Genomic DNA, 12,513 nt, shown 5'->3' with positions numbered 1-12,513 from the left:
GTCAGGGCATTTCCCACGGCACGGAGGCAAGCGGGCGGCCCAGTTCAATGTAGCTTTTCAGATTGGACAGGACCGCCGACCAGCCGCGGCCTGCGATCGCCAACTGTTCGTCGTCGGCGATGTTCCTGTGATGGACCGTGAGCCTTGCAATGCCGTCATGCGACTCGATGGTGAACGTGACAACGTCGGGCTTCACAACCGCCGGAACCGCGGGATCCTCCCACGTGTTCACCAGGCGCGCCGGGGGTGTTGCTTCCAGGATGGTTCCCACGACGTCGGCGGTTCCGGAGCCGTCCGTGCGCTGGTGTTCCCATCGTGAACCTGCCTTCCAATCCGAGACATTGGCATGGCCCCAGTATTCAGCGCTTTGGGCTGCGTCCGTGAGCGCCGTCCAAATCTGGTCCGCGGTTCCTTCGATGTACGTGACGTAGGTGTATTCAGCCATGCTCAACAGCCTAGCCCCAGGCCGCAGCGGAACGACGGCTCCGCCGGATCAATAGCCCGGCGGACTGCTGGCTCAGCGGACCTTGAGGGGCTGGGCGGCCGTAATCCGCTGGAGTTCGCTGTAACTGATGGAGAACATCGAGTTATGGTCACCCGCGCCCGCCCAGAGCAGTGGATGCTCCTGGAGCGAGATGTCGAGGATGGTTCGTAGGGGCCGCGGGTGTCCAAGGGGAGCCACGCCGCCTACGGCCTGGCCGGTGTGCTCCAAGACGAAGTCCGGGCTGGCCCGGCGGATCCTGGCTGTGCCCAAGGAATCCGCGACCAAGGCGGTGTCCACCTTCGCGGCCCCGCTCGCGAGAATCAACAGGGGAGTGCCGTCGAGTTCGAAGACGAGGCTGTTGGCGATGGCCGCAATGGCGCAACCCAGCAAGGATGCTGCCGCAGCGGCGGTGGGGACATCGTCGTCGAAGGTGAGCACCGTGTCCTGGGCGCCCGCCGCGGTCAGGGCGGACTTCACGTTCAACACGGAGGCCGGGATCGTTTCAGTAGCCTTGCGCATCCAGGATGGCGTCTTCCTCTTCTTCGGCCGTTGGCCGCTTTGATTTCCGTGGCGCGGGTGCCTTCGGACGAGGCATCGCGCTGATTTCTTCTTCCTCGTCCTCGGCATCAATCCGGGCATTGCGGGCCTGTTGCCTGGCAGCGTAGCCGAAACCAACGAACATCAGCACGCCGAACGCGAACCACTGCAAGGAGTAGGAAAGGTGGGTGCCCTCGTCGGTGGCCGGCTTGGCGAACGGCGCGGGCATCACCTGGACGGCGGGCGATTCCGTGGCGAGCTGCCCGTAGGCCCCGGTCATGATGGGATAGCCAAGTTCCGTGGCATATGAAGGGAGGTCGATCGATGCCAGCTGGCCGTCCACCGCGCCGCGGCCCAGATCCGGTTCAGAGGCCTTCAAGCGGGCGACGACGGTAACCTCGCCGGCAGGCGGGGCCGGGATGCTGTCGGGGTGCCCGGGTGTCTTGTTTCCGATGGGCAACCATCCGCGGTCAATCACCACGGCGTCGCCGCTCGACAATCGGAACGGGACCACTACTTCGTACCCGGGCTGGCCGTTGAGGGGACGGTTACGGACGACTCGTTGGCCCGCAACGTCATACCTTCCGTGGAGGTCAACTTGTGCCCATTCCCGTTCGGGGTCCAGGGACTGGAACTCCGCCTTGGCGGCGGAGAAGGGAAGGGGAGCGGCCGAGTAGTTGGTGACAACGCGGTTGATCTCGGCCAACGTCTCGGCCCTGCGGTCCATTTGCCAGCGACCCAGCAAGACGCAGCCGGTGGCGAAGATCACGGCCAAGACGAAGTAGCCCAGCCACTTGCTGGAAAAGAGAAAGCGGTACATTCAGCTGGCCTCGCCTGGGTCAGTGGTCATCGCGAACGGGATGGTCTCTTTCCAGAGGCCGCGGGTCTGCAAGTAGTCCTCCAACCATTCCCGGTGTTCCTCGCAGGACAGCCATACTTTGCGGCGCTCGGGAGTGTGGATGCGGGGATTGTTCCACAGGAGCTGCCACGTCGCCTCGGCGCGGCACGCCTTGCGTGAGCAGACGGCCGGATGAGTCCCGCCCCGGCCTGCGTGCTCTTCATTCTCCAGCCCAAGGCCGCCCATAGTGAAGATATTCATGAAGCCGCCTGTTCTTCCCCGCCGAGCGGATATCGCTGCTTGCTGGCACCGGTGTTGTCGGCTGGTTCCGGACCGGAAGCGTCCTGGACGGTGGCGTCGTCGCCGTCGTCGTCGATGAGTTCGCCTTCCAGGACGGTGACGGGCGCCGCCGACGGCGCCCCTTCTTCAGCCGGTGCCGCTTCCAGCTCGACGGCCGGGACGTAGTCCAGCAAGGCGTCGCTGTGGACTTCGGCCTTGTCGCTGCCATTGGCGATCACTACGGCAATCCAGGGCAGGAACACGGCCCCTGCGACAGCGATGATCTTGAACCAGCCGTCGACCACGAAAATGAGGATGAGGCACACCAAGCGGATACCCATTGCCAAGGCGTACTTGATCATTCGTTCGCGCATGTCGTCCGAGTGGGCGGCGGCGGCGTCGGTAATGCTATGCACCACGGGGTCACCTGATACGGCGTCGGGGTCCCCGGGCGCCTGCAGGGGACTGCTATCTCTTGTCACGGCTGATTCATCACGCTCCAACGGCTTCCCTCAATTCTCTCACCCTTGAACGGGCCTCCCAAACCGCGCCAGGTGCAGCTACCCGCGGCCGGGGCCTCGCGGCGGCTAAGATCGATGCAGGAAATCACCCACTTTCAAGCGGCACGGTCCTGCCGCGGAACTCTGGAGAGCAGCATGTCTGAAGCAGTATCAACCGCCCGCAGCGTCCTCATCACGGGCGGAAACCGCGGCATCGGCCTGGCTATCGCAGAGGCATTCCTCGCCAACGGCGACAAGGTCGCCGTGACCTACCGCAGCGAAACCCCCCTTCCCGAGGGCATCCTTGGCGTCAAGGCCGATGTGACGGACGAGGCCTCCCTCGACGCAGCGTTCAAGGAAGTCGAGGCCGCCCATGGACCCGTGGAGGTTTTGGTAGCCAACGCCGGGATCACCAAGGACACTCTCCTTTTGCGCATGAGCGAGGACGACTTCACGTCCGTCATCGACACCAACCTCACGGGCGCCTTCCGGGTGATCAAGCGTGCCTCCAAAGGCATGATCCGCCTGCGCAAGGGCCGGGTTGTGCTGATCTCTTCCGTGTCGGGTCTCTACGGCGCACCGGGACAGATCAATTACTCGGCCTCGAAGGCGGGCATGGTGGGCATCGCCCGTTCCCTCACCCGCGAACTTGGTAGCAGGGGCATCACGGCGAACGTGGTGGCACCGGGGTTCATCAACACGGACATGACCGCCGAGCTTCCCGAAGACACCCAGAAGGCCTACTTGGCGAGTGTTCCGGCCGGCCGCTTTGCCGAAGCCTCCGAGGTGGCCAACGTGGTCCGCTGGATTGCCAGTGACGAAGCCGCATACATTTCCGGTGCCGTCATCCCCGTGGACGGCGGCCTGGGCATGGGCCACTAGATCACCAATCCCGCTGGCATGATTGACTCGGAATTAATAGAAGTTGGATGTTTTCAACAAGTTGGACGTTTTGAATAAAGGAGCACGAATGGGACTGCTGGACAACAAGACGGCAATCGTCACCGGTTCTTCGCGCGGCATCGGCGCTGAAGTAGCCAAGATCCTGGCTGGCGAGGGCGCTGCCGTCGTCGTCAACTACCGCCAGAAGGCCCCCCGGGCCAACAAGGTAGTCGGCGAGATCCAGGCGGCCGGCGGCCGTGCCGTAGCCGTTGGCGCGGACCTGACCACGCAGGAAGGCGTCCAGGCGCTGGCCAGCGCCGCCATGGAGGAATTCGGTTCGCTGAACGTCCTCGTGCTCAACGCTTCCGGCGGCATGGAGTCCGGCATGGAAGAGGACTACGCCCTCAAGCTGAACCGCGACGCCCAGATCAACATGCTCAACGCCGCAGTTCCGCTGATGCCGGAAGGTTCCCGCGTGGTGTTCGTCACGAGCCACCAGGCGCACTTCGTCGAGACCGTTCCCACGATGCCCGAGTACGAGCCCGTTGCCCGGAGCAAGCGCGCCGGCGAAGACGCATTGCGTGAACTTCTGCCGAACCTTAGCGACAAGGGCATCTCCCTCGTGGTGGTTTCCGGCGACATGATCGAGGGCACCGTGACGGCCACCCTGCTGGACCGCTCGAACCCTGGCGCCATCGAGGCCCGCCGGGCCGAGGCCGGCAAGCTGTACTCGGTGGAGGAGTTCGCAGCCGAGGTGGCGAAGATGGCCACGGCCGACGTCGAGAGCGGCCACACCGTGTACGTCGGCGGCGCCGATTACTTCGGCAAGAGCGCCTGATCACCTCTTAGCGCATAAAGAAGCGGCCCGGGACTGTCTGAATGACACTGTCCCGGGCCGCTTCGTCGTTGCGCGTGCATTTCCGCCTAAACGCCGGCGATATGCCGGACCGCGTCCAGGTACGGCATGTTGATGGCGGCATCGGCTACCGCCCGGACGGCAGGCTTGGCGTTGAACGCCACACCGATGCCCGCAGCGCCCAGCATGTCCAGGTCATTGGCACCGTCGCCCACTGCGATGGTGTGCTCCAGGTCGATTCCCTCGGCGGCTGCCCACTCGCGAAGGTACTTCTCCTTGGCGGCGCGGTCGATCACGTCGCCAAGGACCTTGCCCGTCAGGAAGCCGTCAACGATTTCAAGTTCATTTGCGATCCAGTAGTCCAGGCCGAGTTCCTCAGCGATGGGCCGAAGGATCTGGTTGAAGCCACCGGATACCACCGCCACCGCATGGCCGGCGGCCTTGAACGCGGCCACGAGTTCCGCGGCCCCCTCGCTCAGGCGCACCTCGGCGCGGACGGCGTCGACGACGGCGGCCGGCAGGCCTGCGAGGACCGCCACCCGGGCGTGGAGGCTTTGCGCGAAGTCCAGTTCGCCGCGCATCGCAGCCTCGGTCACGGCGGCTACTTCCTCGCGTTTGCCGGCGTGCGCGGCAAGCAGTTCGATCACTTCCTGTTGGATCAGGGTGGAGTCCACATCCATGATGAGCAGCTTGCGCGAAGCGTCACGCAGCGCGTCGGCGACAATCGCGGTGTCCATGCCCGGTGCGGAGGCCTCGGCGACCCTGCGCCGGAGGCCTGACAAGTCGGTGTCAGTAGCCCCGTCAACGGCCAGGCCCATGGTGTAGACCCCGAAGCGCTCGTCGCCCGAACGCGACTCCGACGTGAAGGTAGCCCCCGATCCGGACAAGACCTTGCGCAGGTGTTCAAGCTCCGAAAGGGACAAATTCACGCCATAGCTGACCGCGGTCAAGTTCGAACTCATGGCTGCAATCTTAGCGAGCGGGGAACCGCCGCCCGAACTCGTGCTTCATCCACGTCGTCGCGCAAACCATGTGACCGGGGTTCCAGTTATCTATCGCCCCTATTTTTGTCCTAGTGTCTACTCCTATGAGTGATGTTCTTGAATTGGCTTCCGTCAGCGTTGTCCGAGGTACCAAGACCCTGCTGGACAAGGTTGACTGGCAGGTCAATGAAGGCGAACGCTGGGTCATCCTCGGTCCCAACGGTGCCGGAAAGACCACTCTGCTCCAGATCGCCGCAGCCCGGATGCATCCCACCAGCGGGAAGGCCGGGATCCTGGACGAGACGCTAGGCCGGGTGGACGTGTTCGAGCTCCGTCCGCGGATCGGCCTTTCCTCGGCGGCCCTGGCTACCCAGATCCCGGAACAGGAAAACGTGTTGAACGTCGTGGTCACCGCAGCCTACGGTGTGACCGGCCGCTGGCGTGAGGGATACGAGCGCGACGACGAGCGCCGGGCCTTCGGCCTTCTCAACGAATGGGGCATGGGTCCGCTGCTGAACCGCTCCTTCTCTTCGCTTTCCGAAGGCGAGCGCAAGCGCGTGCAGATCGCCCGGGCCCTCATGACCGACCCGGAGCTGCTCCTCCTCGACGAGCCGGCCGCCGGCCTGGACCTCGGCGGACGCGAAGAGCTCGTCCACAAACTCGGTGAACTCGCCCGTGACGAGGACGCCCCCGCCATGGTCCTCGTGACGCACCACCTTGAAGAAGTTCCTCCGGGATTCACCCACGCCATGCTGCTTCGCGACGGCGGGGTGGTTGCCGCAGGACCCATCGAGGAAGTCCTGACCGCGGAACATCTCAGCAACACCTTCGGCCTGCCCCTGGATGTGACCGAAAACTCCGGCCGATACACGGCCACCGCCCGCCGCTAGGCCGGCAGCGAGAAGCAGTGGAGATCCTTAGCGGCATCCTGATCTTTTTCGCGGGCTTGTGGGCCGGAACCATCAACAGCGTTGTCGGCTCCGGCACCCTGGTGACGTTCCCGGTCCTCATCGCCCTGGGCTACGCGCCCGTCACGGCGACCATCAGCAACGCCATGGGGCTTGTGGCCGGCAACGTGACAGGGGCCTGGGGCTACCGACACGAACTCAGGGGCAGGGGCCGGCAACTGCTCAGGCTCTTGCCGGCGTCGCTGCTTGGCGGCATCACGGGTGCTTGGCTGCTGCTGCACCTTCCGGAAAAGGTCTTCTACTACGCCGCTCCCATCCTGATTGTGGTCGCGCTGCTCATGGTGCTCTTCCAGCCGAAACTCCAACGGTGGGTCCAGGACCGGGCCGGCAACCCGGAGCACGCCATCCACGACAAGCGGCACACCGTGATCCTGGTGGTGTTGGTGTACCTCGCGGGGGTCTACGGCGGCTACTTTGTCGCAGCCCAAGGCATCCTGCTCGTTGGCATTCTGGGTGTCTTCATGACCGGCACCATCCAGAACGCCAACGCGATGAAGAACATCCTGGTGCTGGCCGTCAACGTAGTGGCAGCCTGCTCCTACCTCTTGTTTGCCTTTGGCCGGATCGAATGGCCGGTGGTGGCAGTCATCGCGGTCAGTTCGTTGATCGGCGGTCTGGTGGGCTCCAAAGTGGGACGGCGTTTGAAGCCCCTCGCGCTGCGCATCGTGATCTTCGCGCTCGGCATCGTGGCCCTCGGGTTCATGATCGCCAACCTGCTGAAATAGGAACCCCGTGACTTTCCACTACCTCGAGTCGGCCGACGATCCGTGCGTTGCCGACTACACACAACTAACGGATGTCCACCTCCGCAAGCTCCGCGAGCCCGCGGAGGGCATGTACATCGCAGAGTCGTCACGGGTCCTGCGACGCGCCCTCGCGGCCGGGCACCAACCCCGTTCCTTCTTCCTGGCGGAGAAATGGTTGGAAGACCTCGACGACGTCTTCCAACAGTTCCCGGAGGTCCCGGTCTACATCGGCAAAGCTTCGCTGCTTGAGGAAATCACCGGATTCCACCTGCACCGCGGTGCCATGGCAGCCATGCACCGGCCCGCACCGGTGCCCCTCGAGGAACTTCTCGCCGATTGCGTTCGTGCACGAGGGCGATCAAGGATCGCAGTGCTTGAGGACCTTACCGACCATACAAATGTCGGAGCCGTGTTCAGGTCAGCCGCGGCCATTGGCGTCGACGCCGTGCTGGTGTCACCTCAGTGTGCCGATCCGTTGTACCGGCGCTCGATCAGGGTCAGCATGGGCACAGTTTTTCAGGTGCCGTGGACAAGGGTCGACCCGTGGCCAGCTAGCATCGAACAGCTGAAAGAGGCGGGCTACTTCGTGGCAGGCATGTCCCTGGGGGAGGGAGCCATCACTCTGGATGAGCTGGTGGCCCAGGATCATCAAAACCTGGTGCTGGTTTTCGGAACCGAAGGCGACGGGCTGAAGCCCGAGACAGATCAACTACTTGATGCCCGCGTGACGATTCCGATGATGAACGGCGTCGACTCGCTGAACGTTGCTGCGTCGTCGGCTGTCGCCTTCTACGCGACGAGGTAACGAATGGCATGAAGGAAAATCTGAGACGGGTCAGGGTGCCCAGACATGCATCTGACCGGGTCATTCGCTTGCTCGAGTCATCACCGCAGGGGATCGTCTTTGCGCCGTGCCGCCTGCTTCAGCTCGGCGATCCGCAGCCGAAGGAAAACAATGACGAGGACCAGGGCGTACACCGCCAGTCCAGCCAGCACGAACGTGACGATCGCGTACAGAACCCAATAACACTGAAGGCTGGACTTAAATTCACTGGTTCCCCCCAATAATCGTTAGCCCTAGGCTACGCGGGCGGGGACAGTTATCAGATCAGGTGGACGCCGCCCTCTGGCGTCACGTCGCTGTCACAGATCGGGCGCGGGTGGTGTCTTCATGTCATAGGACCCAGAACCGACCCGCAGGAGGAGTCATGACCAGCAGGATCCCCGCCGCAGAGATCACCGGTTTCTACGGCGCACTCATCAAGAAATTCAGCGCGAAGATGTTTGGCAAAGTCCCGGAATCGTTGGGCGTCATGTGGCACAACCAGCCCGTTCTCAAGGCATCCATGGGCTTCGGACAGAAGCTGCAGAAGTGGAACAGCTGTGACGAGTCGCTGAAGTCCTACGCGCACATGGCCGTGGCCTCACTCATCGGTTGCACGTGGTGCCTGGACTACAACTACTTCATGGCCCACAACCACGGCCTCGACCTGGAAAAGGCACAGCAGATCCCGCGCTGGCGTGATTCCGGGGTCTTCACGCCCCTGGAGCGGGACGTGCTGGAATATGCCGAAGCGATGAGTACGACCCCCGTAACGGTCACTGACGAGCTCGCTGCCCGGCTGCTGGAGCAGCTCGGCGCACCGGCCCTGGTTGAGCTGACCAGCGTTATCGGCTTTGCCAACCTCACGACCCGCGGCAACGTCGCCCTGGGCATTGAGTCCGAGGGTTTCGCGGATGCCTGTGGCTTGAAGCCGCTCGCGGCACGAAGCGGCGCGCGGTAGCGTGGCGGGCATGAGCAGCTCCGGCGCCGCCGACAGCTTGGACCTTTTCGTCACTCATCGCAGCCTGCTCTTCACCGTCGCCTACGAAATGCTCGGCTCCGCCGCCGATGCCGAGGACGTGGTGCAGGAGGCCTGGCTGCGGTGGTCTGACCTGGGCGCCGGAGCCCGCGTGGAGGTGCGTGACCCGCGGGCCTATTTCGTCCGTATCGTCACCCGCCAGGCGCTCAACCGCCTCCGCACGCTGTCACGACGGCGGGAGGATTACGTCGGGGAATGGCTGCCCGAGCCCCTGCTCACCGTGCCGGATGTCGCCGAGGACGTGGAACTGGCCGAAAGCGTCTCGATCGCCATGCTCACCGTTCTCGAATCCCTCACCCCTGTGGAGCGGGCGGTCTTCGTACTACGGGAGGTTTTCGACGTGCCCTACGAGGAGATTGCCGAGGCCGTGGGCAAGTCAGCGGCCGCCGTGCGCCAGATCGTCAGCCGTGCGCGCTCTCATGTGGCCGCCCGCCGCCCCCGCATGCGCGTGGACCGCAGCGAGCAGCAGGAAGTCGTCGAACGGTTCTTGGCGGCGGTCACCACCGGGGATGTGCAGGGCTTGATGGATGTGTTGGCGCCGGACGTCGTACTCATCGCCGACGGCGGCGGCCTCGCGCAGGCGGTTCGGGTGCCGGTGTACGGTGCGAAGAAGGTGACAAATCTGCTGCGGTCCTTCCCAGAGGCCGCGCTCAACCCGAAAATCGCTCTGCTTTGGCTCAACGGCGGCCTCGGCATCCGGATCGACGACGAAGCAGGCGGTCCGTCGCTCATCAGCCTGGTGGTGGAGGACGGCAGGATCGCGCGGATCTTCGCCATGCGTAACCCGGACAAGCTGGGCCACTTGGAGGAGGAGACCCAGTTGGTGCGCTAGCCGCTCCGACCCTCCATTGCGATCTCGGCGCAAGTCGGCGTGGCCTCGTACAGCTGAAGTGGGATCCACCGCTCCACATGCGGACTTCTGAGACAAAGTGCAGCATGATTCTTTGGCTGGGGTCTGCTGTCTCTTCGCCAACTCGAGCCCGCGATTCCGACCCGTCGAACACTAGACGGGCGAGCCAAGCAACAGCCGGCGCTCTGCCCCGGTCGGGCACGCCTGCGGCGCGAAGGGTCTGAGCGTCGTTATCCGGCTCATCCGATAGGTGGACCAGGCAAAACCGAATCGGCGCACAAACTAGTCCCCGAGGATGACGTTTCCGTCGACGCCGCAAAATAAAGTGAAAGACGGCTATCACCTTTGGCGTTGCTGATTCCAAGTCAATCAGAGGTTAGGGGACAACTTGATGAATGCACTGAAGAAGTTGCTCACGGGAACCGCGGCAGCGGCAGCTTCCGCGGACTTCTCCATGTCGATCCCGGACGGGTACGTCGCAGAACTCACCAACGACGGCGGCGTGCAGCTCCGCAACCAGTCCGCCCGCATCGTGATTCCATTCATCAGTGCCCCATGGGCACTCGACTCCAACGGCAAGAAGCTCCCGACGTCGTATACCGTCAACGGGTCCAAAATCACCCAGCACGTCAACACCAACGGTGCTGCCTATCCAATCGTCGCGGATCCCTCGATCCAGTGGATTCCATACCCGGTCGTCGCCATGTACGGCTGGGAGGCTGACACCACAGTCCAGCTCAGGGCTTCTCCTGTGGGGTTGCTACGGATCCAGGATTTGGAATCCTGGAGCCGGGGCCATACCCATGCCAGCCCGCGACTGCGCATAACGCACGAGGAGAAACATGCTTGTCTTCCGGTACATCTATAGTGCTGTATTCGTCTTCGCAATGTTCTGGGCGATCTTCCTCGAAGACCTCCCTGTCTTCGGGCGGCTCGTCTTCCCGCTCTTTGTGCTCATTCCTCTGATACTCAACGAAATACAGATCCAGAAGACGCGGAAGCTGAAAGCAGAACTCCGCTCACGCGAGGCAGAGTCCTTGCCGAACGACGTCCACCACGACTACAGGGAAGCAAACTAGCCAGGACACTTGCAGGCACTCCTGACAGGCGCGGCCAATGAGGAGACCGCCCCCGCGGCTGACCTCGGTTCGTTTGGCCCTGCGGTTTCCGCTATGATTGGTTGTTGGCCCGACCGCTGAAATTTGCAAATGGAAGCAACGGACCACCTCCATTCATACCTGGCAACTGGCAAAATCCAGCTGCGTGAACAAAGGTCCCATTATGAAGTCTGATATCCACCCGAAGTACGAAGCTGTTGTATTCAACGACCTGGCTTCCGGCGTCAAGTTCCTGACCAAGTCCACCGTGTCTTCTTCCAAGACCATCGAGTGGGAAGACGGCAACACCTACCCGGTCATCGACGTCGAAATCTCCTCGGAGTCCCACCCGTTCTACACGGGCAAGCAGCGCATCATGGACTCTGCAGGCCGCGTCGAGCGCTTCAACGCTCGCTTCAAGGGCTTCGGCGGCAAGAAGTAATCAACTTCACCTCCAAGCTTCTGTGAAAGCCCGCACCCGCCGTATCTTCGGTGGCTGCGGGCTTTTGCGTTTTCCGGCAGGATGGAAGCCATGACTTCCAGCATGGCTTTCGAGCAACCCGATCCCCTGCTCCACGGCGAATACAAGGTCCCCGGCGGAAAGCTCGTGGTGGTCGACCTCGACGTCGTGGATGGGCAGTTCGCGCACGTCTCGCTCAGCGGAGACTTCTTCCTGGAACCGGACGAGGCCCTGCAGGACATCAACCGGGCGCTCACGGGCCTTCCGGAAAGTTCGACGCCGGCAGAGATTTCCGCTGCCGTCTCCGCCGCATTGCCCGCGGACGCTGTCCTGTTCGGCTTCTCTGCCGACGCCGTCGCCGTCGCTGTCCGCAGGGCGCTGTCCAAGGCGAGCGGGTGGGCGGACCACCAGTGGGAGGTCATCCCGCCGTCGGTCCTTCCCACCCACCTCAATGTAGCGCTGGACGAGGTCCTCACCGAACAGGTCGGGGCCGGGCTACGCAAGCCCACCCTGCGCTTCTGGGACTGGGAAGAGCCGTCGGTGGTAATCGGCAGCTTCCAGTCTTACCGCAACGAGGTGGATCCCGACGGCGTTGCCCGCCACGGCATCACGGTGGTCCGCCGCATCAGCGGCGGGGGAGCGATGTTCATGGAAGCGGGGAACTGCATCACCTATTCGCTCTATGTGCCACAGAGCCTCGTCGATGGCATCAGCTTCGCCGACTCCTACGCGTTCCTGGACGCGTGGGTCATGGCTGCCCTGGAAAAACTGGGCATTACCGCGTTCTACGTCCCGCTCAATGACATCGCCACCGAGCAGGGAAAGATCGGCGGTGCGGCGCAAAAGCGCCTCGCCAACGGCGGCATGCTGCATCATGTCACCATGAGCTACGACATCGACGCCGACAAGATGGTGGAGGTTCTGCGCATCGGCAAGGAAAAGCTTTCCGACAAAGGCACCCGCAGCGCAAAGAAGCGCGTGGATCCACTCCGACGGCAAACCGGCCTGGCGCGGACGGACATCATCAAAGCCATGCAGGAAGTCTTCACCGAGCGCTACGGCGCCACGGAGTCCCGCATCACCGACGCTGAATTGGCGATAGCCCGGGAGCGGGTGCAGTCAAAGTTCGGTACTGAAGAATGGCTGCACCGTGTCCCTTAACTGCACCGTG

Annotated in this window: 17 protein-coding genes; 11 read left to right on the top strand and 6 right to left on the bottom strand. The window is 63.3% G+C overall.

The features are described 5' to 3' along the window. Window position 1: 1 nt before the first annotated feature. The 5 genes from AC3WJM_RS01395 to AC3WJM_RS01375 all read right to left on the bottom strand — a co-directional run bounded on the left by AC3WJM_RS01395 (window position 2) and on the right by AC3WJM_RS01375 (window position 2,641). Window positions 2-445, bottom strand: coding sequence for an SRPBCC domain-containing protein (locus tag AC3WJM_RS01395; RefSeq protein WP_059389261.1), 444 nt, complete (start codon window positions 443-445; stop codon window positions 2-4). Window positions 446-517: 72 nt separating this feature from the next. Further along, window positions 518-1,003 carry a YbaK/EbsC family protein gene (locus AC3WJM_RS01390; protein ID WP_492271049.1) on the bottom strand — a complete coding sequence of 162 codons (486 nt, stop codon included), beginning with the start codon at window positions 1,001-1,003 and terminating at the stop codon, window positions 518-520. After that, complete coding sequence (locus AC3WJM_RS01385; protein ID WP_492271048.1) at window positions 987-1,841, bottom strand: SURF1 family cytochrome oxidase biogenesis protein; 855 nt, start codon at window positions 1,839-1,841, stop codon at window positions 987-989. Before AC3WJM_RS01385 ends, AC3WJM_RS01390 begins: the two co-directional genes overlap by 17 nt. Continuing rightward, a complete protein-coding gene (locus tag AC3WJM_RS01380; protein WP_059389258.1) occupies window positions 1,842-2,120 on the bottom strand; it encodes a hypothetical protein in 279 nt (92 codons plus the stop codon). After that, window positions 2,117-2,641, bottom strand: coding sequence for a DUF3099 domain-containing protein (locus AC3WJM_RS01375; protein WP_332602125.1), 525 nt, complete (start codon window positions 2,639-2,641; stop codon window positions 2,117-2,119). Before AC3WJM_RS01375 ends, AC3WJM_RS01380 begins: the two co-directional genes overlap by 4 nt. Before the next feature lie 153 nt (window positions 2,642-2,794). On the opposite strand from AC3WJM_RS01375, the gene AC3WJM_RS01370 reads away from it, so the two are divergent. Together AC3WJM_RS01370 and AC3WJM_RS01365 are read left to right on the top strand one after the other, a co-directional pair. Beyond that, entirely contained in the window at window positions 2,795-3,520 is a 726-nt protein-coding gene (locus tag AC3WJM_RS01370; protein ID WP_059389256.1) for a beta-ketoacyl-ACP reductase, read from the top strand. 88 nt (window positions 3,521-3,608) lie between these two features. Next, window positions 3,609-4,358, top strand: a complete 750-nt coding sequence (locus AC3WJM_RS01365; protein ID WP_492271047.1) for an SDR family oxidoreductase — start codon at window positions 3,609-3,611, stop codon at window positions 4,356-4,358. Between the two features lie 86 nt (window positions 4,359-4,444). On the opposite strand, the gene serB is transcribed toward AC3WJM_RS01365, so the two are convergent. Then, a complete protein-coding gene (serB, locus tag AC3WJM_RS01360; RefSeq protein WP_284988201.1) occupies window positions 4,445-5,338 on the bottom strand; it encodes a phosphoserine phosphatase SerB in 894 nt (297 codons plus the stop codon). Between the two features lie 125 nt (window positions 5,339-5,463). Between serB and AC3WJM_RS01355 the strand changes: the two genes are divergently transcribed. The 9 genes from AC3WJM_RS01355 (at window position 5,464) to lplAB (ending at window position 12,503) form a co-directional block, all read left to right on the top strand. Then, window positions 5,464-6,249 (top strand): ABC transporter ATP-binding protein, encoded by a 786-nt coding sequence (locus AC3WJM_RS01355; RefSeq protein WP_059389255.1) that lies wholly within the window; start codon window positions 5,464-5,466, stop codon window positions 6,247-6,249. 17 nt (window positions 6,250-6,266) lie between these two features. Further along, window positions 6,267-7,052, top strand: coding sequence for a sulfite exporter TauE/SafE family protein (locus AC3WJM_RS01350; protein ID WP_059389254.1), 786 nt, complete (start codon window positions 6,267-6,269; stop codon window positions 7,050-7,052). 7 nt (window positions 7,053-7,059) lie between these two features. Then, window positions 7,060-7,878 (top strand): TrmH family RNA methyltransferase, encoded by an 819-nt coding sequence (locus AC3WJM_RS01345; RefSeq protein ID WP_332602128.1) that lies wholly within the window; start codon window positions 7,060-7,062, stop codon window positions 7,876-7,878. A gap of 403 nt (window positions 7,879-8,281) precedes the next feature. Continuing rightward, on the top strand, window positions 8,282-8,857 hold the full coding sequence (locus AC3WJM_RS01340; protein WP_492271046.1) for a carboxymuconolactone decarboxylase family protein: 576 nt from the start codon (window positions 8,282-8,284) through the stop codon (window positions 8,855-8,857). Window positions 8,858-8,867: 10 nt separating this feature from the next. Beyond that, window positions 8,868-9,767 (top strand): RNA polymerase sigma-70 factor, encoded by a 900-nt coding sequence (locus AC3WJM_RS01335; RefSeq protein ID WP_492271045.1) that lies wholly within the window; start codon window positions 8,868-8,870, stop codon window positions 9,765-9,767. Window positions 9,768-10,176: 409 nt separating this feature from the next. Beyond that, the gene (locus tag AC3WJM_RS01330) at window positions 10,177-10,653 is read left to right on the top strand and encodes a hypothetical protein (RefSeq protein WP_492271044.1); all 477 of its coding nucleotides are present in this window, start codon (window positions 10,177-10,179) and stop codon (window positions 10,651-10,653) included. Further along, on the top strand, window positions 10,628-10,864 hold the full coding sequence (locus tag AC3WJM_RS01325) for a hypothetical protein (protein ID WP_059389251.1): 237 nt from the start codon (window positions 10,628-10,630) through the stop codon (window positions 10,862-10,864). Before AC3WJM_RS01330 ends, AC3WJM_RS01325 begins: the two co-directional genes overlap by 26 nt. 202 nt (window positions 10,865-11,066) lie before the next feature. Then, window positions 11,067-11,324 carry a type B 50S ribosomal protein L31 gene (locus AC3WJM_RS01320; protein ID WP_009358283.1) on the top strand — a complete coding sequence of 86 codons (258 nt, stop codon included), beginning with the start codon at window positions 11,067-11,069 and terminating at the stop codon, window positions 11,322-11,324. Window positions 11,325-11,405: 81 nt separating this feature from the next. Further along, window positions 11,406-12,503, top strand: a complete 1,098-nt coding sequence (lplAB, locus tag AC3WJM_RS01315; RefSeq protein WP_370872639.1) for a lipoate-protein ligase LplAB — start codon at window positions 11,406-11,408, stop codon at window positions 12,501-12,503. Window positions 12,504-12,513 lie beyond the last annotated feature (10 nt).

Source organism: Arthrobacter sp. FW306-1B-G06A, from assembly GCF_058781765.1.
This window is presented reverse-complemented; position numbering and strand designations above follow the sequence as displayed.